Source organism: Blautia glucerasea, from assembly GCF_020537505.1.
Lineage (GTDB): Bacteria > Bacillota > Clostridia > Lachnospirales > Lachnospiraceae > Blautia_A.
Genome location: NZ_JAJBMO010000001.1, coordinates 126,124 through 150,020 on the forward strand (window position 1 = coordinate 126,124; position 23,897 = coordinate 150,020).

Below are 23,897 nucleotides of genomic sequence, written 5' to 3' on the forward strand. Positions count from 1 at the left end.
CTGCCTTTTGCTTTGTTTTTCAGTTTCCTGTGCTACTTTTTATTATGGCAAAAATGTCCCATGCACATTTCTTCCGGTGAAAACTCTGGTGCTGGCATTGCCGCAATATTTTCCTTGATCTGTATGCAGAATCGTTTCATCAGACATAACTCACTTTCGGAAAATCCGGTCAGAACCTGTTTTTCTCCTTCCTTTACCATGCGCATACCTTCATTAATTATTGTCTTTCCTTCTTCTGTAAGATAAATCCGGCTTATGCGTTGATCTTTTTCATCCTGTTTTCGAACTATAATACCGATTTTTTCCAGGCGCTGGATACTTACGGTAACAGTAGGCGGCTTCACGCCTAACTGGCTGGCCAGTTCTTTCTGGCTGCATCCGTCTTCTTTCCACAGAACAGCCAGAATCGGCATTTGTCTTGGATGGATTCCCAGACCTTTTAGTTTACCAAAACATTTTTCCACATACATGCGGCTGATTTCCATAAGCAGACGCTGAATGCTTTTCTCATTGTCGTTTTCCAAATTCCCACCTCACTTGCTGTTTGAAACTGGGATACAGGCTTTAGAGTGTGTATCACAGTTTCAGGTTCCTGTTCAGCTTTCTTATATTAGTTAGCCGACTAATTTTATAGTTTACACTTTTTCACAAGAAACGCAAGTGTTTTTTGTGCAGTTTATATTTTTTTTAGATTTATATCTTAATTTTATTGAATTTAAAATATGTATTTATTTTGTCGGCTAATTATTATATGTAAGACCACATTATCTGTTGTCCGAAATTTTCATGGTAAAAAGAATCCTGCTTGCAGGATTCTCCATTTGCGGCGGGTCGTCTGGAGCGACAACACCCCTTCCGCCGCAGTGCAATCCCGCCTGGTAAGCTTTTTATATAATACGTAACAGGAAATTCCTGTTACAAAAAAATACCGCCTGCCAAGCGGTTTTCACAGCTTTGACAAGCGGTATTAAATTATTGAATATTGTGATCTCAAATAAACTGGTTGGTCTCTTCGTCGTAGTGGTAGTCGATGGAATCCATCTTATCCAACAGAGATTCCCTGTTCAGTCCACGGCAGGTGCACAGGGCTTCCAGAGAATCGTAATAATCCCGAAGCTGGGTATTTACATAACTAAGCAAAATCATAGGATCTTTTGGTATCATAAGACTTGGACTCCTTTTCTTTTCCTTTACTTCACTTTAACCACATACTCTCCATTCTCCACATCCAATACCAGTGTATCGCCGGTATGGACTTCGCCTGAAAGGATTTTCCTGGCAGTCAGTGTCTCTACATATTTCTGAAGATAACGCTTCAGAGGTCTTGCACCATAGACAGGATCGTAACCATTGTCAATGACATCCTTCTTGGCTGCATCTGTCAGCTCCAGGGAAAGCTCCTGGTCGGCAAGCCGGTCATTCAGCTCTTTTACCATCAGATCAACGATACTACCAATATTATCTTTTGTCAATGGCTTAAACAGAATGATCTCATCCAGACGGTTCAGGAATTCCGGACGGAAATGTCCGCGCAGATCATCCATAACCTCTTTCTGGGCTTCTTCCTTGATTTCTCCATTTTCATCAATACCATCCAGCAGATAAGGAGATCCGATATTGGAGGTCATGATCAGAATTGTATTCTTGAAGTCTACAGTACGTCCCTGGGAATCGGTAATACGACCATCATCCAGTACCTGCAGAAGTACATTGAATACATCTGGATGTGCCTTCTCAATCTCATCGAAAAGTACAACACTGTACGGTTTCCGACGAACAGCCTCTGTAAGCTGTCCGCCTTCCTCGTATCCAACATATCCCGGAGGAGCTCCGATCAGTCTGGATACAGAGTATTTCTCCATGTACTCGCTCATGTCGATACGAACCATATTCTGCTCATCATCGAAAAGAGTCTGTGCAAGGGTTTTGGCGAGCTCTGTTTTACCAACACCAGTAGGTCCAAGGAACAGGAAAGAACCGATTGGTTTGGTGGGATCTTTGATTCCTGCTTTGGAACGAAGAATGGCATCGGTTACACGGCGTACACCCTCGTCCTGACCGATAACACGTTTGTGGAGCTCATCTTCCAGATGAAGCAGTTTGGCACGCTCTCCCTCTGTCAGTCTTGCTACCGGAATGCCGGTCCAACGGGAAATGATCCTTGCGATTTCATCGTCTGTTACTACTTCGTGGACAAGGCTTCTGTCACTCTCTTTTGTATTGCGCTCTTCAATTTCCAGCTGCTGCTGTAATTTCGGCAGCTCGCCATACTGCAGTTCGGAAGCTTTCTCCAGATCATAGTTCTGTCTTGCAATCTGGATCTGTTTGTTCATATCCTCAATCTGTTCACGAAGCTTCTGAAGCTTCTCTACAGAATGTTTCTCATTCTCCCACTGAGCCTTCTGGGTATTGAAGGAATCCTGCATTTCCGCAAGCTCCTTCTGAAGCTCTTCCAGACGCTCTTTGCTTAAATTATCGGTTTCCTTCTTCAGAGACAGCTCTTCCATTTTCATCTGATCGATCTTACGGCGCTGCTCATCCAGCTCAGTTGGCATGGAATCCAGCTCTGTTTTGATCAGGGCACAGGCCTCATCTACCAGGTCAATTGCCTTATCCGGAAGAAAACGGTCTGTAATATAACGATGTGAAAGTGTTGCAGCTGCAACAAGTGCGCTGTCTGTGATTTTAACACCATGGAATACTTCGTAACGTTCTCTCAGACCACGAAGGATAGAAATGGTATCCTCCACAGTTGGCTCATCCACCATAACCGGCTGGAAACGACGTTCCAGTGCAGCATCCTTCTCAATATACTGACGGTATTCGTCTAATGTAGTGGCACCGATACAATGAAGCTCACCACGGGCAAGCATTGGTTTCAGCATATTGCTGGCGTCCATTGCACCATCCGTCTTACCTGCACCAACGATCAGGTGAAGCTCATCAATAAACAGAATGATCTGCCCTTCGCTTTTCTTCACTTCTTCCAGAACTGCTTTCAGACGTTCCTCAAATTCGCCACGATATTTGGCACCTGCTACCAGTGCACCCATATCCAGGGCAAAAATTTTCTTATCCTTCAGTGCTTCCGGAACATCTCCTGCTACAATTCGCTGTGCAAGACCTTCCACAGCGGCTGTTTTACCAACACCAGGTTCACCGATGAGAACCGGGTTGTTCTTGGTCTTACGGGAAAGAATACGGATCACATTCCGGATCTCACTGTCACGTCCAATGACCGGATCCAGCTTCTGGCTTCTTGCTTTCTCCACAAGATCTTCGCCATATTTATTTAAAGTATCATAAGTGGCTTCCGGATTGTCGCTTACCACACGCTGGTTTCCACGTACTGTGGAAAGTGCCTGCAGGAAACGCTCTTTGGTAATGCCAAATTCGCTCCAGATTTTCTTCATGCTGGGGCTTGGATATTTCAGCAGGGCCAGGAAAAGATGCTCTACGGATACGTATTCATCTCCCATTGCTTTAGCTTCGTCTTCTGCATTTACAAGTGCCTTATTCAGATATTGTCCGAACCGGAGTTCGCCGCCAGATACTTTGACTTTTGCATCCAGGGCGTTCTTTACTGTGTTCAGAAAATATTCTTTATTTATTTCCATCTTCTCGATCAGTTTGAGAATCAGGCTGTCTTCCTGTGTCAGGAGGGTATATAACAGATGCTCCTGTTCGATTTCCTGGTTGCCATATTCGTAAGCAACCTTCTCCAGATCCTGAACAGCCTGTACGGATTTCTGCGTAAATTTGCTGATGTTCATAGGCTCTCCTCCTTCAGCTTGGGTGAATGGAAATAATTTCACCCACTTATTCTTATATATAAAACGCAGCTGCCGCGGCTCTTTAAAAAAGTAACTCGCAGGGGCTGCGTTTTGTATAGGTAGTTTCTTATTACGGTTTTTAATATAGCACCGATTGTTAGCACTGTCAATAGGTGAGTGCTAATTATTTTGTGAAGATTTTGTTAACGCTACGAACATGCAAATAGTGAAAATAAATTTTTATTTTACACACTCCACAATTATTGTTTCACATCTGTCATATCCAATCTGTGAGCTGTTCAGACACAGCGTATAATTGCTCGCTTTTCCCCATTTCTGATCCGTGTAAAAATTATAATTCGTCATACGCCTTTTATCTGTATCTGTCATCATTTTGACAGCTTCCTTCTCTTCTACATTATATAAACTCATAATTCGCTGTGTTTTTTCCGGCATATTCCCATGGATAAATACATTCAGTACATCATCCCTATCCTTTAGAATATAATCTGCATTTCTCCCGATAATTACACAGGATTCCTTATCCACCAGTTCTAAAATAACCTTTCTCTGTGCCTCATACACCATGTCTTCTACTGATTTTCCTGTGATATCACGTCCGGCAAATGCATATGCAAACAAACCTTTTTTCGGAGATAATTCCGCATTTTTCTGAACATACTCCGGTGACAAACCGGACTTCTCTGCAATTTCATTAATGATATTTTTATCATAATAAGCAATCCCAAGTTTCTTCGCTACTTCTTCTCCGATAAAACGTCCGCCACTTCCAAATTCTCTACTGATTGTAATGATTCTTTTTGCCATCTCTGATTCCTCCTTAGTTCAAAACATTTACTTTATTTTTTCTGATTCTCTTTAAAAATACATATCCTACAAAACATGAAACTATTTCAGTGATCGGAAATGCCCACCAGATCAGTGAAACTCCCATCTGTCCATTTCTGGCAAACATGGAAAAAATTCCGGCCAGCGGCAGGATAATAATAAGCTGTCTCAAAAGCGAAATAACAAGCGATTCCATGCCACCATCCAATGCCTGATAAATGCCCTGATAAGCAACATTGATTCCTGCAAACAGGAAACTTATAGAAATCACTCTCATTGCTCCGATAAAATATTCTCTCGACTGTCCCGCATTAAACAGCGTTGCAAATGCTCCGGGGAAAATCTCTGTGATTGCAATTCCAAGAATCATTAACACAATTGTATAGATCAGACCGTATTTGATTCCAGCCTGAATCCTCTTCTTACTTCTCATTCCATAAGCAAATGCAATGATCGGAGTGATCGCATCTCGCAGACCAAAAGCAAGAAACAAAACAAACTGCTGTACCTTATAGAACAGACCATAAGCCGTCTGTGCTGACGGATTGAACTTTAAGATCAGATTCATCACATAAACCATAATGGACATCAATGCCTGTGCAATGATTGCCGGAAGTCCGATTGTATAGATTTCCTTGATAATTCCGCCATCCGGCTTCATGTATTTCGCCCCATGCTCGAATTCCTTATTTAATTTGATATGAAAGAGAAGCAGTAATACTGCAGATGCTACCTGACCAATTACCGTTGCATAAGCTGCACCTTTCACTCCCATTTCCGGGCAAGGTCCAATACCATAGATCATGATCGGATCAAGAATGATATTTACAACTGCTCCAACCACCTGACCGATTGTAGAATAAAGAGAGCGTCCTGTAGCCTGTAACAGCTTTTCAAATAAGGAAAAGAAGATGATTCCAAAAGAAATCACACAACATATCCGCAGATAACTGACTCCCATCTTAAGTACTTCTGCATCTACTGTCTGAGATGAAATATATGCTCTCACTCCAAAGATGCCAAATAATAAACAAACCACATAAATGATCACACCCAGGAACAGACTGTTTCCTGCTACCTTTGCAGCTTTTTTACGTTTTCCCTGTCCCAGTGTCCTTGCAAGAAGTGCATTGGTTCCTACACCCGTTCCGATTCCCACTGCCACCATAAGCATCTGAACCGGGAATACCAGGGTCAGTGCATTTAGTGCTGATTCACTGCCCACTCTCATATTTCCTACAAATGCGCTGTCTACAATGTTATAGACTGCCTGCAATGCCATGGATAAGATCATTGGAATTCCCATCTGGACCATCAGCTTATTCACCGGCATCTCCTTCATCTTGTTGCTTTCCGCCATTTTGTTTTAACTCCTCTCTTTTTCTGCACAAAAAAAGCGCGCACCCTGTCATATAAGCTGGACTTACGCTGACAGGCTACACACTTTTTCATGGCGATATTCAATTTTAGTAAAATAAAAAACGAGCAGCTTGTAAACTGGATTTACGCTTACCTGCTACTCGTTTGATTTAATTATATTGCCTGTTTTTCAAAAAGTCAAACAGATTTTTTTGTTTTTGTTACCAATGAACAATTACGGTCCATTTTTCAAATACTGTTGTCAACTCTTTGATTCATATAATCAATAATTGTTTTACAGATTTGCTGCTTTGGTTTTCCAAGAGCAATTCCAAGCTCTACATATAACAGATTTTCGGCCACCTGAAAATATCTTGCATCTGTAGTAGTGCACTTTTTTCCTTGTGCAAGCCTTTTTTGTTTTCGTTGATAAATCATTTTTATAATAGCAACTAAGGCTTCAGGATCATTTGCTTTTACTGCCTCTTTATAGCTTTGCTCTCTCATCTTTTCATTATTTGTCCATGCTGTCGGAATCTCTGGAATTCGTTTGATCAGATTCCACGCTTCCTCTTTTGTCAGACACAGTCTCAGCCCCGAAGCTGAATTTGAAACAGGAACATATATTTTTTCCTTTTCATCTTCTACTGGTTTCATGAGATAATACAACTTATCTTTTTTTTCATCCTGCGGATTCAAATATAGAATGTTCTCTATTTTACAGATACCTATAACTGGTTTGCTGACAAAATCTCCAATTTCATATTTCACAAAATCCTCTCCTTGCTGCCCGGAACTCTTATTCCGTAAAAGTATAACGTACAAAAGAACCCTGTTTGTCTCCTGTTACTATTACAACATCTCCACTCTCATTGCATGTGGATTCCAGAACCGGAAATCTTCCATTTTCCTTTACATAAGCTTCCGGACTGTCTGCTTCTGCCTCAATCAAAGTTTTTTTACTGTATTGTTCTCCTCCACACGGATTTATTTCTTCAATAAAAATTTCATATTCATGCATGTATGCTTCCTCCTGAAATTCATTTTATAAACAACAGGCAGCATATAAGATGTTGCTTTCCCGCATCACTACGCTGCCTGCCGTTATTTTTATTATAAAACCATTTTGTTCTTATTTCAAAAGCGTTTTTTACTAAAAATGTATCTTCTTTTTTTAGATATTATTACCATACGTTTACATATACTCAGACTGTTTCATACGTTCCAGATCTTTTCTGGTGTTGTGTCATTATATCTCACTTTCTTCCAGACAGAAAAAAACGCAAGCCATATTTCTATGACTTACGTCTTTTACAAATTTTACAGGAGACCTACTCTGATTACCTGCGGTGTCCAAGTCTGCCTTTAAAATCCTCATAACCGAAATCAGTCAGACGTTCCATGGTTTTATCACCATGCCGCAGCCAGATATCAGGCAGGGGCATTCCATTAAAGGTATTGTTTTTGCAGGTTGTATATATGGCCATATCGCCAAACATGAGAAGATCTCCGTATGCCAAAGGCTTTTGGAAGCTGTAATCTCCTATAACATCCCCGGACAGACAGGTTGGTCCTCCAAGACGGACGGTAACGGCATTCTCTTCTGGCTCCCCTGCTCCAAGAAGAGGCGGACGGTAAGGCATTTCCAGAACATCCGGCATATGACAGGCAGCACTTCCATCCAAAATTGCAAGCCGGGTATCACCATTTTGCAGCACGTCCAGCACAGTTGTCAGAAAAAATCCGGCATTTAATGCCCATGCCTCTCCAGGCTCCAGGTAAATATCCACCTTCCATTCTTCCTTTGCCGCCTCAATGCACTTTTCAAGCCGTGCAATATCATAACCTGGTCTTGTAATATGATGTCCTCCTCCCAGGTTCAGCCATTTTACCTGAGAAATCAGATCTCCGAATTTCACCTTCACCGCTGCAAGAGTGGTTTCCAGATCAGAGGAATCCTGCTCGCAAAGGGTGTGAAAGTGAATACCATCTAATAATCCGGTCAGATCCGGATGCATTTTCACAGCAGCCTCCCACTGTGCTCTCGTAGTACCCATACGACTGCCCGGGGCACAGGGATCATAAATTTCATGTCCCTCCTGGGTAGAGCATTCCGGATTGATCCTGAGCCCTACGCTTTTTCCGGCCTGCTTCGCTCTTTTTCCAAAACGGAGAAGCTGGGAGGGTGAGTTAAACACTATATGATCTGCAAAGCAAAGCAGTTCTTCAAATTCATCCTCACGGTATCCGGCACAAAATACATGTACCTCTTTTCCTGGCATCTCCTGGGCGCCAAGCCTTGCTTCGTACAGTCCACTTGCTTCTGTTCCAGCCAGATAAGGCTCCAGAAGGTGATAGCAGTCATAATTGCTGAAAGCCTTCTGCGCCAGGAGCATTTTACATCCTGTTTTTTCGGCGATCTTTCCCATTAATTCTGCATTTTTTATAAGCGCGATTTCGTCAAGAACATAACAAGGCGTCTTGATTTTCCGGAATTCCGGCGGAACAACTCCGCCGGATGCTGCAAAGGGTGGTCTTATATCTGTTTTTTCCATTAATCAACCAGCTCCGGATTATGATTTTCACTGCGTGGAAGTCCGTATTTGTCAAGTGCTTCCAGGAACGGATCCGGGTCAAATTCTTCTACTGTATACACTCCTGGACGAATCCATTTTCCGGTAAGCATCATTAATGCCCCACACATAGCCGGAACGCCTGTCGTGTAGCTGATTGCCTGGCTTCCAACCTCCTTATAGCATTCCTGATGGTCACAAATATTATAAATATAGTAGGTTTTCTCCTGTCCATCCTTTACTCCGGTGAAAATACAGCCAATATTGGTTTTACCTTTGGTACGGGGACCAAGGCTTGCCGGATCCGGAAGAAGAGCCTTCAAAAACTGGATGGGAACAATTTCCTGTCCGTTATAGTTGATCGGGGTAGTGGAAAGCATTCCCACATCCTCCAGGCAGCGCATGTGATCCAGATAGCTCTGTCCAAAGGTCATAAAGAAACGAATTCTCTTTACTCCCGGAATTGTCTGGGCAAGGGACTCAATTTCCTCGTGATGGAGAAGATACATGTCCTTATCGCCAACCTGGTCAAAATCATATTCCCGCTTAATGGCCATCGGAGGAATTTCCACCCAATGTCCATTCTCCCAGTAGCTTCCAGGAGCGCTTACCTCACGAAGGTTGATCTCCGGGTTAAAGTTGGTTGCAAATGCATATCCATGGTCTCCTCCGTTGCAGTCCAGAATATCAATGGTATCAATCTGGTCGAACTCATGCTTCAATGCATATGCACAGTATGCCTGTGTAACGCCCGGGTCAAAGCCGCAGCCAAGAAGTGCAGTAAGTCCTGCCTCTTCAAATTTCTTCCGGTATGCCCACTGCCAGGAATAATCAAAATATGCGGAAAATCCAGCTTCCTTACAGCGTTTTTCGTAAATAGCCCGCCATTCCGGATCATCGGTATCTTCGGGCTCATAATTTGCCGTATCCATATAGTTTACGCCACATGCCAGACAGGCATCCATAATTGTCAGATCCTGGTATGGAAGTGCAATGTTCATTACCAGATCCGGTTTGTAACTATTGATCAGCTGGATCAGCTGGTTTACATCATCTGCATCTACCTTTGCCGTGGTAACAACTGTTTTTGTTTTTCCCTCCAGCTTCCGGGCAAGGGCATCACATTTTTCTTTTGTCCTGCTTGCAATACACAGTTCTGTAAATACCTCATCTGCCTGACAGCATTTCTGAATTGCTACACTGGCTACTCCGCCGCAGCCGATTACAAGTACTCTGCTCATGTTTTTTATCTCCTTTTTTTATATTTCACTATCGCAGCTGTTTTTGTTTCGCCACTGCCAGCAGCAGTTCCCTGACCACCTTGCATGCTGTGGCTGTGGAAACACCGCTTGGATCCAGCATTGGTGCCAGCTCATTGACATCTGCTCCCACAATATTTAATTCTGATACCTTCCGGATAGCCGCAAGAAGCTCAAGGAAGCTTACGCCTCCCGCCTCCGGTGTACCGGTTCCCGGAAATACAGATGGATCCAGGCAATCCAGATCAATGGTAAAATATACCGGAACCTGCTCCCTGTCCAACTCCTGTATGGTCTCTTCCAAGCCTTCAAAGGTAAAGGGATGAAAATCTGTATGTTCCTTTGCAAACCGGAATTCTTCTCTTTCCCCACTTCGGATGCAAAACTGATGAATCCGTCCATCTCCCAGAATATCATGGCATCTGCGAATGACACACGCATGGCTTAAGTGGGCACCAAGATAATCATCCCTCAAATCTGCGTGGGCATCAAAATGAATAATATGAAGCCCTGGATACTTTCTGGCTGCGGCTCTTACAGCCGCCAGCGTCACCAGATGCTCGCCGCCTAAAAGCAAGGGTATCTTTCCTGCTTCCAGAATTTCCCAGGCACGATTCTGGATATCCGCAAGTGCCATTTCACTGCTGCCGAAGCAAAGCTCCAGATCTCCACTGTCAAATACCTGAATATCTGTAAGGTCGCGGTCCTGATAAGGGCTGTAGGTTTCCAGTCCAAAGCTTTCATGACGAATGGCAGAAGGGCCGAACCTGGCTCCAGGTCGAAAGCTTGTGGTAGAATCAAAGGGCGCTCCGTAAAGAACAATCCCTGCTTCCTCAAAGCTGCTGTCACAGCCGATAAAATTCTCAATATTTGGTAAAATCATAAATCAGTCCTCCACCTCCTGAAGCATTTCCTCCAGAAAAGCCGGAAGATAAAACGCACCTCTGTGAAGCCTTGTGGTATAGTAACGGGTGCGAAGATTCAGGGCGTTCCATGCCTCCGGATCCAGATCATCCACCGGATGGTACTTTTTGCTTGCAAAACCAAACAGCCAGTAGCCGGCAGCAAAGGTAGGAATATGTGCCTGGTAAACACGACTGATCTGAAACGTACTGGCAATTCTTTTGTGACTGCGCTGCATGGCGTGGGCATCCTCAGAATAAAAAGGACTTCCCTGCTGATTGACCATGATACCATCCTCTTTCAGCGCATTATAACAGTTTCCATAAAATTCACGGGTAAACAAGCCTTCTGAAGGACCAAAAGGATCGGAAGAGTCCACGATAATAAGGTCATATTTATTTTCACAGCGCCGGATAAATTTCAACGCATTTTCATAATGAAGATGCACTCTCCTGTCATCCAGCCTGCAGGCATTTCCCGGAAGATAGGCACGGCAGGCTTCCACTACCATGGGATCCATCTCTACCAGATCAATATGACGGACACGGTCATATCTGGTCAGTTCACGTACAACTCCGCCGTCTCCTGCCCCGATTACAAGAATATCCCTGGCTTCTTTATGGACAGCCATAGGTACATGGGTAATCATTTCGTCATAAATAAATTCGTCACGTTCCGTGAGCATTACATTTCCGTCCAGTGTAAGAACCCTGCCAAATTCAGGTGTCTCAAAAATATCAATTCTCTGATAGTCGCTCTGCTTTGAGTAGAGCTGACGGTTTACCCGGATGCTATGCTTCACATCCGGTGTATGAAATTCTGAAAACCACATTTCCATTTTCTTTACCTCCCTGCCAGAGTGTGTTTTAAAATTATTCCCGCAAGATGTGTGTCACAATTTGCAGACAGCCTTTTTTAGACATGCTCCAGCACATTTAACCGTAATATATCCGGATCTTCCGGACCTGTCATGTTACATCCTTTTGCCTTGGCATATTCAATGTAATCCAGGATTTCCGGAGTGATCCGCTCCCCTGGAGCAAGAATTGGGATTCCCGGGGGATAACACATTACAAATTCACTGCATACCTTTCCTTCCGTTTCCCTGAGTGGAAGGCTGCATTTTTCTGCATAAAAGGCTTCCTGAGGGCTTGTTACTACCTGGGGATCAATATATTCCTGATCCAGCAATCCTGATTTATCCTTCTGGAAACGCCTGCGGATTTCCGCAAGGGCACTTACCAGCCTCTCTACTTCCTGGGCACGGTCTCCAATTGACAGATAAGCCAGAATGTTTCCAATATCACCAAATTCGATCTGAATATCATATTCATCTCTCAGAATGTCGTAAACCTCAATTCCTGCAAGTCCGATATCCAGGGTATGTACACTTAATTTCGTAATGTCAAAATCAAAAACCGAATCTCCATTCACCAATTCTTTTCCAAATGCGTAATAGCCACCAATGGCGTTAATCTCTTCCCTTGCGTATTCTGCCATATCTGCTACCTGATGGAAAATCTGACGTCCGCGCTGTGCAAGATTCCGACGGGAAATATCAAGACTTGACATCAGAAGATAGCTTCCTGAGGTAGTCTGGGTCAGATTGATAATCTGACGGACATAACCTGCATGGACGCCAGGTCCAGTCAGAAGAAGACTGGACTGGGTCAGGCTTCCGCCGCTTTTATGCATGGATACAGATGCCATATCTGCGCCAGCTGCCATTGCCGAAACCGGCAGTCCTCCTCCAAAATAAAAATGAGTCCCATGGGCTTCATCTGCCAGACACAGCATTCCTGCTTCATGAGCCATCCGCACAATTGCACGAAGGTCACTGCAAATTCCATAATAGGTTGGATTGTTTACCAGCACAGCCACTGCATTGGGATGCTCCTTAATTGCCTTTGCCACCTGTTCACGGCGCATTCCAAGAGAGATTCCAAGTCTCTGATCTACTTCCGGATTCACATAAACCGGAATTGCTCCGCACAGAACCAGCGCATTCAGCACACTTCTGTGGACATTGCGGGGAAGAATGATCTCGTCTCCCCTCTTGCAGGCAGTTAACACCATGGTCTGTACGGAGCTTGTAGTTCCGCCAACCATGAGAAAGGCGTGCGCTGCTCCAAAGGCATCTGCTGCCAGTTCTTCTGCCTCCCGGATCACAGATACAGGATGACAGAGATTATCAAGAGGCTTCATGCTGTTTACATCCACGCCTACACATTTCTGCCCCAGAAACTCAGTAAGCTCCGGATTTCCTCTTCCTCTTTTATGTCCTGGCACATCGAAGGGTACCACTCTCATGCGCCGGAAATTTTCCAGAGCCTCGTGAATTGGTGCACGATTCTGGTTCAGTTTAAAACGAGTTCTGTTCATTGCGTCTCCATTTCCAGTTCCTTTGTCTGTATAAAAAATCCTGTTTGCAGGATTCTCCGCCTGCAAAGGGGCGTCTCCAGCGCCATCTGCTCTTCCGCTGCAGGGGAATCCTACCCGGCAGAGCTTTTTACATAATAGGAAATTCCAACGGGATTTTCTATTACACAAAAAAAGCAGGCTGCCTCAAAACCGCAAACCTGCTTGGATCATTCTTCCCGATTCTATCTCCATTGACTTATAATAAATACAGGAATCCTTGTATTTACATAAAATAGAAATCCAGATGATATATGTCAGAGTCTATATAGCAATCATACTTTTACTACTCTTATTGACCGTTTCACAAGTCTGCGCATCAGGCGCATAGTGGTTATCAAAGGAACCAACTTATAAAATTTGAGCTTCTAACTCAATCAATAAGGCAACCAAAGTTACCATCAGCGGCAGTGGACCCGGCTGTCCGTATGGCCTTAACCCCAAATGGAGTGATCCAAAATAATTGCTTTGAAAAGACTCTTTCTTTGTCTTTCAAAATCTTCATAAGCATAGCACATATGAAAATGCATGTCAACTGTTTCATTTTATGATGTCAGCAGATTGCGGAAATGATTTTCCAAACACGCTCCTGTACTGCAATGAAGTAAAGGCAAATATTTTTCTTGTCAAAACAAAATATTTTTCTAATATTTTCATTGAAATTTATGATCGTATATGATATTCTGTGTGTTAGTGTGTTTCTGCACAGTACGAATGACCGTCATGCTCGTACATTTTTTTATAAAGAATGTATAGGCAACCGTTTTTTCGTAACTCAGGAGAGTCTCTTCAAAAAAATTTATGGAAGAGCGCCGAAGGTGTACGCAGCATTTGTAATGCTGTTAATCTCTCAGGCAAAAGGATGGAGGAAAGAGAACATGTTTACACAAATCAACAACTTTATCACCTGGTTTGACGGAGTAGTCTGGGGACTTCCGTTAATCATTCTGATCCTGATCACAGGATTCCTTTTAACCGTTCGGTTAGGCTTTTTACAGGTAAGACATCTTGGAAAAGCACTGAAATTCATGGTAAAAAATGAAGATGGCGGTGAAGGTGAAGTCACAAGCTTTGGTGCACTCTGCACAGCTTTATCGGCAACCATCGGAACTGGTAATATTGTAGGTGTTGCCACAGCTATCGCAGCAGGCGGACCTGGAGCCTTGTTCTGGATGATCGTCGCAGCATTCTTCGGAATGGCAACCAAATATGCAGAAGGACTTCTGGCCATCAAATACCGTACTATTGACAAGGACGGACACGTTCTTGGCGGACCATTTTATTACATTGAAAATGGTATGGGAAAACAGTGGAGATGGCTTGCGAAAATCTTCGCATTTTTTGGAGCAGGAGTTGGTCTTTTTGGAATCGGTACCTTTACACAGGTAAACGGTATTGCTTCTGCTGTAAAGAACTTTTTTGATCCGGATACCGTACACACCGTTTCCCTTTTTGGAAATACATATTCCTGGGCAACTGTAATCGCCTGTCTGATCCTTACCTTATGTGTAGGACTTGTAGTTCTTGGCGGTATTCAGCGTATTGCAAAGGTTTCCCAGATTATCGTTCCATTTATGGCGGTTCTTTATGTTGCACTTGCACTGATCATTGTGATCACAAATATTACTGCAGTTCCTGGTGCCATCGCTACAATTGTAAAAACCGCATTCAACGGAAGTGCCCTTGCAGGCGGTGCCATGGGAACCATGGTTGTGGCAATGCAGAAAGGTATTGCCCGCGGTATTTTCTCTAACGAATCTGGTCTTGGTAGCGCTCCTATTGCAGCTGCTGCCGCTCAGACAAAGGAACCGGTTCGCCAGGGACTTGTTTCCATGACCGGTACTTTTATTGATACCATTGTAATCTGTACCATGACAGGTCTTTCCATTGTCATTACAGAAACCTGGAATACAGGACTTGAGGGTGTTGCGATTACTACCGCAGCTTTCCAGAAAGGACTTCCATTCCCTGCACAGTTTGCCTCCTTTGCTCTTATGCTGTGCCTGGTATTCTTCGCATTCACAACAATCCTTGGATGGGATTATTACGGTGAGCGCTGCCTGGAATACCTTTTCAACCGCAACATGACTGCAGTAAAAACTTACCGCTGGTTATATATCATCTGCGTCTTCTTCGGACCGTACATGACGGTTGCTGCTGTCTGGAACATTGCAGATATCTTCAATGCCCTGATGGCCTTCCCGAACCTGATTGCGCTGCTGGCTTTAAGCGGTGTAGTCGTAAAGGAAACAAAGGATTTCTTTAAAAAACATAAAAATTACGAATAAGATAAAATATAAGAAAGAATTCCTCTCCTGAAAAACATAGAGCCTTGTCTGATACGATGCTTTTAGCCAGTCAGACAAGGTTCTTTTATATGTAACTTTCCTGCTAAAAAGAGGCAAAACATGTTTGCCCCTGTCTTTGTTCTAGAGCGTGTTTGAAAAAGGCTTTCTGCAAGATGTGCGTCACAATTTGTGGGAGATTTCGCTCGGATGAGGGCGCCGTAGCGGGCTACGGCAACCGAATTCGGGTGAAATCTCCCGCAAAGTGGGGCGTACAGATTGCGGGAATGATTTTTCAAACACGCTCTAATCTTATTATAAGGAATCCGGATTAAACAGATCGCTGATGCTGTCGCCGTTTCTGTGGATTCCATCTACAGAAAACTCTGCCCACTCCCCGATGTTGGTGGCGTGGTCGCCGATCCTCTCGTAATATTTGGAGATCATCAGAAGGTCAAGGACCTCGTCACTGGAAAAGCCTACGGTATTCTGATCCAGTGCATTTCTCACCTTGTCGAAAAGGTTGTCCAGAACATCGTCGCTGTCGATCACCTTTCTCGCCAGATCACTTTTTCCCTCCACGTAGGCGGTAATGCTGTCATTTACCATGCGCATGGCGTGGTCAGCCATTTCCTGAAGCGGAACCTGTGTCACTGGAACATGGACGCTTCCTGTGTTCAGGATCTCTGCAATATCTGTTGCCTGGTCACCGATCCGCTCCATATCCGTTACCATCTTAAGAGCTGCAGAAATTTTGCGAAGGTCAGCACCAACTGGCTGCTGCTTCAGAAGAAGCTGCATGCACAGAGCCTCAATATTGTGCTCTTTGTCGTCAATCTCCTTCTCAATTCTTCCAATCTCCTTTGTGGCAGCCTCACGGATTTCCACACTTGCCAGAAGCTGACAGGTCTTCATGATGGCCTGACCGCACAGATTTCCCATTTCCAGGATTTCATCTGTAAGCCTGGAAAGCTTTGCGGTATACACGTCTCTCATATCAACCAAACCTCCCTGTTATATACTCTTCTGTTTTCTTGTTCTGTGGTCTGGAAAACAGTTCTGTAGTATCGTTGTATTCAATGATCTCACCCAGCAGGAAAAATGCGGTCTTATCGGAAATACGGGCTGCCTGCTGCATGTTGTGGGTTACGATCACAATGGTGTAGCGGTCTTTTAATTCCAGGGCCAGATCCTCAATGTGGGATGTGGAGATCGGGTCAAGTGCTGAGGTAGGCTCATCCATAAGAAGCACCTCTGGCTCTACTGCAAGAGCTCTGGCGATGCAAAGTCTCTGCTGCTGTCCACCGGACATGCCCAAGGCACTCTTTTTCAACCGGTCCTTTACCTCATCCCAGATGGATGCATTTCGAAGAGCACGCTCTACGATATCGTCCAGTTTTTCCTTGGAATGAATTCCGTGAGTACGTGGTCCGTATGCAATGTTATCATAAATGCTCATTGGAAAAGGATTTGGCTTCTGGAAAACCATTCCCACACGTTTTCTGAGAAGGTTTACGTCAATGTCGCCGTAAATGTCCTCTCCGTCCAGACGGATATCACCTGTGATCCTGCAGCCTTCCACAAGATCATTCATACGGTTTAAGGATTTCAGCAAAGTGGATTTTCCGCAGCCGCTAGGACCAATGAACGCGGTAATCTTCTTTTCCGGAATCTCCAGATTAATATTTTTCAAGGCATGGAAGCTGCTGTAGTACAGATCCATATTTTTTACATCTATTTTACCCATAATTCTCCTCTTTTTCCTACTACTGTCCGTTTGTGGCTTTGCTTAAATGCTTTGCACAGAAACCGGATACCCAGTTCAGCACAAGTACAAAGATCAGCAGAATAACCGCTGTGGCATAAGCCTGATCCATATAAAGTCCCTCACTGGAAAGTACATACATGTGTACAGCCAGGGTACGTCCGGATCCCATCAGGTTGGATGGAACCTTTGCCACAGAACCGGCAGTGTAGATCAGAGCTGCGGTCTCACCAACAATACGTCCTGTTGCAAGTACTACACCAGAAAGGATTCCAGGGATTGCACTTGGAAGTACCACTTTGAAAACGGTACGGAGCTTTCCTGCCCCAAGGCCAAGGGAAGCCTCCCTGTACGCATCCGGCACACCCATAAGTGCCTCTTCTGTGGTACGGATGATCAGCGGCAGGATCATGATCACCAATGTCATTGCGCCAGCCAGAAGGGAATATCCCCAATGGAGGGCGGTGCTGAAAAACAGAAGACCGAACAGACCGAAGATAATGGACGGGATTCCCTGAAGGGTTTCTGTTGTAATACGGATGACCTTAACCAGCTTGCTTCCTTTTTTTGCATATTCAACCAGATAGATTGCTGCAAAAATTCCAAATGGCACCGCGATCACCAGAGATAACATGGTGATGATCAAGGTGTTGATCAGTGCCGGCATAAGAGAAGCATTGTCGGAATTGTATTCCAGTGCAAATAAGTCTGGGGTAAGATTTCCCACACCTTTTATCAGAATAAAACCAACGAGAAACGCCATAACTGCCACTGTAATAATTGCAGATAACCATACCAGGAGCCTTAGGATGGCAGAACCAGGATGATTTTTCCAATAGGATAATTTGCTTTTACTCATCTTCTGCTCTCCTTTTCAGGGCGGATACACACAGGTTGATGATCAGGATAAATACGAAAAGTACTACACCTGTAGCAATCAGCGCTTCCCTGTGAAGATCGGTTGCATAGCCCATTTCAATTACAATATTTGCGGTCATGGTCCGAAGTCCTTTGAAAAGTCCCTGTGGCATCCAGGTCTGGTTGCCTGCTACCATGATCACTGCCATCGTTTCACCAATGGCACGTCCGATTCCAAGAACCACGCCAGCTAACACACCGGATTTTGCAGCCGGAAAAACAGTGCCAAATACACTTTTTTCGTGGGTTGCTCCAAGTGCCAGTGCCCCTTCATAATAACTTGTGGGAACACTTTTTAAGGCTGGTTCTGCAACGCCGGTTACCGTTGGGAGGATCATAATTCCAAGAAGTACGGAAGCAGTCAGCATGGTACTTCCGTCATGACCGGTAAGCTGCCGAAGCAGAGGTACAAACACAGTCAGACCGAAAAATCCATATACAACAGATGGGATTCCTGCAAGAAGGTTTACCATTGCCTTTAATGGTGCATACAGTTTCTTCGGACAATAAAATGCAAGGAAGATTGCAAGCAGAAGGGCTGTTGGAACTCCCACCACTATTGCCCCGGCTGTTACATAAATACTTCCAAGAATGAATGGAAAAATTCCATACAGTCCATTGGATGGTTTCCATTTCATTCCAAACAGGAAATCTGGCAGACCAATCTTCGCCATTGCCGGGATTCCGTTTGCAAACAGGAAAATGCAGATTAATGCAACGGCTAATACGGAGGTACAGGCCGCTGCAAGGAATACGAATTTCATCACAGTTTCTTTGATTGATTTCATATAAAGTAAGTTCCTTTTTATTCGGAAAATTGGGATCCTGCAAAGCTTCTCAGCGGCTTTGCAGGATTCCTTATTTCTGTTTTATGTTTCGTAGCTGTAAAGGTACTTTATTTCTTTACTATTCACTGATAACGTTCCGCAAGATGTTTTTTTGTGAACAGTAACTTTATTTCTTATTATTTTGTAAGGTCTTCCCAGGTTGTGATGTTGCCTGTGTAAACATCTTTTACCTGCTCACTGGTAAGCTCCTCAACACCGCTGTCGTTGTTTACGATTACTGCGATACCATCTTTTGCAATAACAGTTGCAGTAAGACCAGCTTCAAGCTCGCTGTCTTTTAAGTCACGGGATGCCATACCGATATCGCAAAGTCCGTCAATTGCAGATGTCATACCAGTTGTAGAATCGCTCTGCTGAACCTCGATGTCTACTTTATCGTTTACTGCTTTGTAGCCCTCTGCAAGTTTCTCCATAACTGGTGTTACAGAAGAAGAACCAGCTACTACAACTTTTCCTTCAACGTCAGCTGCTTCATATGCAGGTTTATCTCCTACTGAGATGTATCCGTTGTCTTCAATGATCTGCTGTCCGTCTGCGCTCATGATGTATGTGATGAAATCCTGTGCTGCTTCGCTGACATCATCTTTTGTTGCAATGTTGAATGGACGAACCACTTTGTAATCACCAGACTCAATGTTCTCTGCTGTTGCCTCTGCACCGTCGATCTTTACTGCTGTTACGCTGTCATCCAGGGAACCAAGGGATACATATCCGATTGCGTTCTCATCCTGAGCTACTGTGCTAAGCATAACGGATGTGCTGTTTGTGATCTTTGCTGCCTCAGTTGTATTGTCTACTTTATTTCCATCTGCGTCTTTTTCTTCAATTCCAAACAGTTCGATAAATGCGCCTCTTGTACCGGATCCGTCTTCTCTTGAGCAGATTGTAATATCTCCGGAAGCTGCTGCCATAACTGTTGTTCCCATTGTTGCTACTCCTAATAATGCCGCCATTGCTACTGCTAAACCTTTTTTCATGATTTAAATTCTCCTTTTCTTCGCGGTCTCTATGTTTTTCTCTCTCTCGCGATTACAGTATGTATCTTACTGTCCGGATGTAAAATACACTAGCTTTGGAATGTAAAATCGTTGTAAAATATAGCAGTGGTATTTTATATGTTTTTTAACAATATTTTCTTTCCTTTCACCAAATATTTCGAAGGGATTATCCGTTGCTTCCACAGCGTTTTTCTTATATAATAGGGCTATATAAAATTCTGTATACAGAATAATCTGTATGTTAAAAATGAAAGGATCTGCCATGAACGAAGGAGAAAAAAAAGCGCCCTGGCTGGATACGCCAGATCCGCAACGTTTTATCAAAAATGCAGCAAAGTTTAATGATCTGATGATGATGTATAGATGTGCCATCCGGGAGGTACAGACCAAGCTGGAGGTTCTGGATGATGAATTTTCCGTGGAGTATAAGAGAAATCCTATTTCTTTTATTAAGACAAGGATAAAGAAACCGGAAAGCATTTACCGGAAGCTGCAGAAGCTGGGATATGATTTTACAGCGGAGAATATTCAGGAGCAGTTAAATGACGTGGCTGGTGTCCGGGTGGTCTGTGCTTTTATTGACGATATTTATACGGTAGCTGATCTGATTGCTGGACAGGATGATATTAAAGTTATTAAGATCAAAGATTATATCAAGAATCCCAAGCCAAATGGTTACCGTAGTTATCATATGATCGTGGAGATTCCCGTCTTCTTTTCCAAGGGAAAAACACCTATGCGAGTGGAGCTCCAGATCCGCACCAATGGCATGGACTTCTGGGCCACACTGGAGCACCAGCTCCGTTACAAAAAAGGGATTGAGGACCTGCCTGGATATGCAGATATCAGCGAGGAACTTCTCCGCTCTGCCCAGGCGGTGATTGAGACGGATAATGAGATGCAGCGGATCAAGAATAAGATTGGAATGTTTCATGATATTTGAAACAGGCTCAATCTACATAATTTTACGGCAGACAAAATTAATTGTCTGCCGCTATTTTTTAGCCGAAACTTTAGAAGCATTTCAATTTGGCACTGGTATCATGTAATCTATTATTGCGAAACAATATAGCGTGAGTAAGAATAAACTTTTTCTCTGACAAGCTCTCTTTTATTTCAGCCACACGAATACACAGAATAGAATAAACAAAAATGCCGCACCGCCAAAGATCAGTCCCACAGTCAGGGACGCCTTTAGCGAAAGCCAGATCATTCCTCTCCGCTCTTCCTTTGTCATCGGCGGATTCTGAAAAGCAGCCAGCTCATCCGGCACATCACTTTCCATCCCCGGCTCCGGCACCTTCACATCAAATTCTCTCCTGCGTTTCGCTGGATCTCCCGGAAGTATCTGCCACGGTCTTCTTGAATTCCAAGGCATACCATCCACATCCATGTTGGCAACCGTATAATCCGGTAATTCTTCTTTCTGCTTCTTTCCCATGATAGAACCTCCTAATTTGCTATTTAGCGCGTTGGTTACTGGCAATTGGAAGCCAAATAGTCCCAGCCAATACACAGCATTTGGGCAATGGGTATTACTCCAGCGAGCCATTTCAGGCGCGTTCTTAGCGTAGGCAAAATCCAGCGCTTACGAAGACTTATGCGTGAGGGCTCTCCCGAACGCATTAGTCGCAGTTAGCGATTAGTTTGCCGTAGCGTTGCGCCGGCGAGTGAGTAATACCCATTGTCCAAATGCGTCCCTCCTGAAAAACTTACAGGCCAGGAAGTCCCCGGCCTGCTTTCTTCTTAGTCATACAGATGACAACGCACCTTATGCCCATTCCCCATATCTTTTACCTCAGGCACCTGATTCTTGCAAATCTCCATGCACTTCCGGCACCTTGTATGGAACTTACATCCTTTAGGCGGATTCGCCGGGGATGGAATATTTCCTTCCAGGATGATACGGTTTCTCTTCAGATCCGGGTCTGGCATAGGAATAGCAGAGAACAGAGCCTCTGTATACGGATGGAGAGGATTTGCAAAAATATCTGCTGTGGTACCAGTCTCCACAAGACCTCCCAGATACATAACACCGATGGTATCGGAAATATGCTCTACAACGGAAAGGTCATGAGAAATAAACAAGTAGGTCAGATTTCTCTTCTCCTGAAGTTCCTTTAACAGGTTAATAATCTGTGCCTGTACAGATACATCAAGCGCAGAAACAGGCTCATCACAGACAACAAATTCTGGATTCAGAGCAAGTGCTCTTGCAATACAGATACGCTGTCTCTGTCCACCTGAAAACTCATGGGGATAACGGTCTTTATGATAAGACTGAAGGCCACAGTCATCCATGATCTTGGTCACATAATCTGCATATTCAGACTTTGGAACCAGATTATGCTCCCTTACAGCCTCCCCAATGATCTCCCCAACTGGCAGTCTTGGAGAAAGGGAAGAATATGGATCCTGGAAAATGATCTGCATCTTGGTTCGCATATCCCGCATTTCCTTACGGGAAAGGCCATATACATCCTGACCATTGAAAAGCACCTGTCCGTCTGTCTTCTCGATCAGTCTTAAAATGGTACGTCCTGTAGTAGACTTACCACATCCGGACTCACCAACCAGACCCATTGTGGTTCCTCTCTTTAAAGTGAAAGAAACGTCATCAACTGCCTTCACAGCCCCAACCTGCTTACCGAACATTCCACCCTTGATTGGGAAATACTTCTTAAGATGGGATACCTCCAGAATGTTGTCGGACTGCTGATTCTTCTTATTCTCTGCTGTCTTATTCTCACTCATGAGCTTTTCCCCCCTCTCCCGGATGAACATTTGCCAGCCATCCAGCCTCCGGACGGTCAGCGTAACGGTAACAGCTTACTTCATGTGTAGGACTTAACTTGATCACACCCGGATAGCTTCCCTGACACTTGTCACAGCTCAGCTCGCAGCGGTCACGGAAATAACAGTAATCCGGCATATCGATAGGGTTGGGAACCTTACCAGGAATGCTGTAAAGCTTATCCACCTTCTTGCCTACAACCGGCTTGGAACGCATCAGACCGATGGTATACGGATGAGAAGGATTGTTGAAAATCTCTCTTGCAGTACCTTTCTCAACTACACGGCCGGCATACATAACAACTACATAATCTGCCATCTCTGCAATAACACCCAGGTCATGGGTGATCAGCATAATGGAAGAATTGATCTTATCCTTCAGGTTACGCATCAGATCCAGGATCTGTGCCTGAATGGTAACGTCAAGAGCTGTGGTAGGCTCATCTGCAATGATCAGTCTCGGGTTACATGCAAGACCGATGGCGATGCAGACACGCTGACGCATACCACCGGAAAGCTCATGAGGATACATCCTGTAAACACCTTCGCTATTAGCGATTCCAACCAGCTCCAGCATCTCAATGGTTCTTGCCTTTACCTGCTCCTTGCTCATATGTGGATTGTGCAGCATGGTGATCTCATCCACCTGCTCTCCAATACGGAATACCGGATTCAGTGCAGTCATAGGCTCCTGGAAGATCATGGAAAGCTCATTTCCACGAAGGGTCTGCATAATACTTGACGGAGTATTTACAATATTGTAAACCTTATCTCCTGTATTAAAACGGATCTCGCCCTCCACGGTCTGTCCCTGAGGACGCTGTACCAGCTGCATAAGGGAAAGGCTTGTAACAGACTTTCCACAGCCGGACTCTCCAACAACTCCAACTGTTTTTCCCTGTGGGATATCAAAGCTTACACCATCAACAGACTTTACCACTCCGATATCGGTAAAGAAATAAGTATGGACATTGTCAAACTCTACTACATTCTCCGGATTCTTCATCTTCGTAATATACTCAGACTCCGGAATATTCTTTCTGTTTCTCTTCTTCTCTATCTCATTGGTGATTCTTCGATTCTCTTTGGAGATTCTCTTAGTTTCCTTCGCTGAGATATAGTTTGCGTTTTTCTTACCAAATAATGCCATATTCGC

The 23,897-nt window shown here is 44.1% G+C and carries 23 protein-coding genes, 1 pseudogene and 1 riboswitch; of the genes and pseudogenes, 3 read left to right on the forward strand and 21 right to left on the reverse strand.

Annotated elements, in window-relative coordinates; all coding sequences use genetic code 11:
* Positions 1–32 precede the first annotated feature (32 nt).
* The 12 genes from LIQ05_RS00525 to LIQ05_RS00580 form a co-directional block, all read right to left on the reverse strand.
* Complete coding sequence (locus LIQ05_RS00525; protein WP_226817906.1) at positions 33–524, reverse strand: MarR family winged helix-turn-helix transcriptional regulator; 492 nt, start codon at positions 522–524, stop codon at positions 33–35.
* A 466-nt stretch (positions 525–990) separates the two neighbouring features.
* Positions 991–1,164, reverse strand: a complete 174-nt coding sequence (locus tag LIQ05_RS00530; protein ID WP_118582984.1) for a DUF4250 domain-containing protein — start codon at positions 1,162–1,164, stop codon at positions 991–993.
* 26 nt (positions 1,165–1,190) lie between these two features.
* Entirely contained in the window at positions 1,191–3,773 is a 2,583-nt protein-coding gene (gene clpB, locus LIQ05_RS00535) for an ATP-dependent chaperone ClpB (protein WP_173717552.1), read from the reverse strand.
* 240 nt (positions 3,774–4,013) lie between these two features.
* A complete protein-coding gene (locus tag LIQ05_RS00540) occupies positions 4,014–4,601 on the reverse strand; it encodes an AAA family ATPase (RefSeq protein ID WP_226817907.1) in 588 nt (195 codons plus the stop codon).
* 13 nt (positions 4,602–4,614) lie between these two features.
* Positions 4,615–5,982, reverse strand: a complete 1,368-nt coding sequence (locus tag LIQ05_RS00545; protein WP_226817908.1) for an MATE family efflux transporter — start codon at positions 5,980–5,982, stop codon at positions 4,615–4,617.
* A gap of 248 nt (positions 5,983–6,230) precedes the next feature.
* Entirely contained in the window at positions 6,231–6,752 is a 522-nt protein-coding gene (locus tag LIQ05_RS00550; protein ID WP_226817909.1) for a CarD family transcriptional regulator, read from the reverse strand.
* Between the two features lie 28 nt (positions 6,753–6,780).
* Positions 6,781–7,002, reverse strand: a complete 222-nt coding sequence (locus tag LIQ05_RS00555) for a hypothetical protein (RefSeq protein WP_226817910.1) — start codon at positions 7,000–7,002, stop codon at positions 6,781–6,783.
* Positions 7,003–7,321: 319 nt separating this feature from the next.
* Positions 7,322–8,536, reverse strand: coding sequence for a carboxynorspermidine decarboxylase (locus tag LIQ05_RS00560; protein WP_226817911.1), 1,215 nt, complete (start codon positions 8,534–8,536; stop codon positions 7,322–7,324).
* The gene (locus LIQ05_RS00565; protein ID WP_173717550.1) at positions 8,536–9,795 is read right to left on the reverse strand and encodes a saccharopine dehydrogenase family protein; all 1,260 of its coding nucleotides are present in this window, start codon (positions 9,793–9,795) and stop codon (positions 8,536–8,538) included. The genes LIQ05_RS00560 and LIQ05_RS00565 overlap by 1 nt, the downstream gene beginning before the upstream one ends.
* A gap of 28 nt (positions 9,796–9,823) precedes the next feature.
* On the reverse strand, positions 9,824–10,696 hold the full coding sequence (speB, locus tag LIQ05_RS00570) for an agmatinase (RefSeq protein ID WP_226817912.1): 873 nt from the start codon (positions 10,694–10,696) through the stop codon (positions 9,824–9,826).
* Between the two features lie 3 nt (positions 10,697–10,699).
* Positions 10,700–11,554 (reverse strand): polyamine aminopropyltransferase, encoded by an 855-nt coding sequence (gene speE / locus LIQ05_RS00575; protein ID WP_195589111.1) that lies wholly within the window; start codon positions 11,552–11,554, stop codon positions 10,700–10,702.
* Between the two features lie 77 nt (positions 11,555–11,631).
* On the reverse strand, positions 11,632–13,098 hold the full coding sequence (locus tag LIQ05_RS00580; protein ID WP_226818051.1) for an aminotransferase class I/II-fold pyridoxal phosphate-dependent enzyme: 1,467 nt from the start codon (positions 13,096–13,098) through the stop codon (positions 11,632–11,634).
* An 802-nt stretch (positions 13,099–13,900) separates the two neighbouring features.
* Positions 13,901–14,010: riboswitch (glycine riboswitch) on the forward strand.
* A 2-nt stretch (positions 14,011–14,012) separates the two neighbouring features.
* Between LIQ05_RS00580 and LIQ05_RS00585 the strand changes: the two genes are divergently transcribed.
* Positions 14,013–15,422: an alanine/glycine:cation symporter family protein gene (locus tag LIQ05_RS00585; protein WP_226815914.1), complete on the forward strand. Its 1,410-nt coding sequence runs from the start codon at positions 14,013–14,015 to the stop codon at positions 15,420–15,422.
* Positions 15,423–15,484: 62 nt separating this feature from the next.
* On the opposite strand, the pseudogene LIQ05_RS20175 reads toward LIQ05_RS00585, so the two are convergent.
* Positions 15,485–15,658 (reverse strand): annotated as a pseudogene (locus tag LIQ05_RS20175) (DUF6783 domain-containing protein); the annotation flags it as partial.
* Between LIQ05_RS20175 and LIQ05_RS20180 the strand changes: the two are divergent.
* The gene (locus LIQ05_RS20180) at positions 15,596–15,754 is read left to right on the forward strand and encodes a DUF6783 domain-containing protein (protein WP_313720029.1); all 159 of its coding nucleotides are present in this window, start codon (positions 15,596–15,598) and stop codon (positions 15,752–15,754) included. The pseudogene LIQ05_RS20175 and the gene LIQ05_RS20180 overlap by 63 nt on opposite strands.
* Here the strand turns inward: LIQ05_RS20180 and phoU are convergent.
* The 5 genes from phoU to LIQ05_RS00610 form a co-directional block, all read right to left on the reverse strand.
* Positions 15,735–16,415: a phosphate signaling complex protein PhoU gene (phoU, locus tag LIQ05_RS00590; RefSeq protein ID WP_226817913.1), complete on the reverse strand. Its 681-nt coding sequence runs from the start codon at positions 16,413–16,415 to the stop codon at positions 15,735–15,737. The genes LIQ05_RS20180 and phoU overlap by 20 nt on opposite strands.
* Position 16,416: 1 nt before the next feature.
* Complete coding sequence (gene pstB / locus LIQ05_RS00595) at positions 16,417–17,166, reverse strand: phosphate ABC transporter ATP-binding protein PstB (protein ID WP_179962584.1); 750 nt, start codon at positions 17,164–17,166, stop codon at positions 16,417–16,419.
* Positions 17,167–17,185: 19 nt separating this feature from the next.
* On the reverse strand, positions 17,186–18,043 hold the full coding sequence (gene pstA, locus LIQ05_RS00600) for a phosphate ABC transporter permease PstA (RefSeq protein WP_226817914.1): 858 nt from the start codon (positions 18,041–18,043) through the stop codon (positions 17,186–17,188).
* Complete coding sequence (gene pstC / locus LIQ05_RS00605) at positions 18,036–18,890, reverse strand: phosphate ABC transporter permease subunit PstC (RefSeq protein ID WP_226817915.1); 855 nt, start codon at positions 18,888–18,890, stop codon at positions 18,036–18,038. The genes pstA and pstC overlap by 8 nt, the downstream gene beginning before the upstream one ends.
* 176 nt (positions 18,891–19,066) lie before the next feature.
* Entirely contained in the window at positions 19,067–19,927 is an 861-nt protein-coding gene (locus LIQ05_RS00610; RefSeq protein WP_330633917.1) for a substrate-binding domain-containing protein, read from the reverse strand.
* A gap of 283 nt (positions 19,928–20,210) precedes the next feature.
* On the opposite strand from LIQ05_RS00610, the gene LIQ05_RS00615 reads away from it, so the two are divergent.
* Positions 20,211–20,891 (forward strand): GTP pyrophosphokinase, encoded by a 681-nt coding sequence (locus LIQ05_RS00615; protein ID WP_226834018.1) that lies wholly within the window; start codon positions 20,211–20,213, stop codon positions 20,889–20,891.
* A gap of 168 nt (positions 20,892–21,059) precedes the next feature.
* Here the strand turns inward: LIQ05_RS00615 and LIQ05_RS00620 are convergent, their stop codons facing one another.
* From LIQ05_RS00620 to LIQ05_RS00630, 3 genes are all read right to left on the reverse strand, one after another.
* Positions 21,060–21,389 carry a hypothetical protein gene (locus tag LIQ05_RS00620; protein ID WP_226817916.1) on the reverse strand — a complete coding sequence of 110 codons (330 nt, stop codon included), beginning with the start codon at positions 21,387–21,389 and terminating at the stop codon, positions 21,060–21,062.
* Between the two features lie 305 nt (positions 21,390–21,694).
* Positions 21,695–22,702, reverse strand: coding sequence for an ABC transporter ATP-binding protein (locus LIQ05_RS00625; protein WP_226817917.1), 1,008 nt, complete (start codon positions 22,700–22,702; stop codon positions 21,695–21,697).
* Complete coding sequence (locus LIQ05_RS00630) at positions 22,695–23,891, reverse strand: ABC transporter ATP-binding protein (protein ID WP_226817918.1); 1,197 nt, start codon at positions 23,889–23,891, stop codon at positions 22,695–22,697. The genes LIQ05_RS00625 and LIQ05_RS00630 overlap by 8 nt, the downstream gene beginning before the upstream one ends.
* Positions 23,892–23,897: the final 6 nt, after the last annotated feature.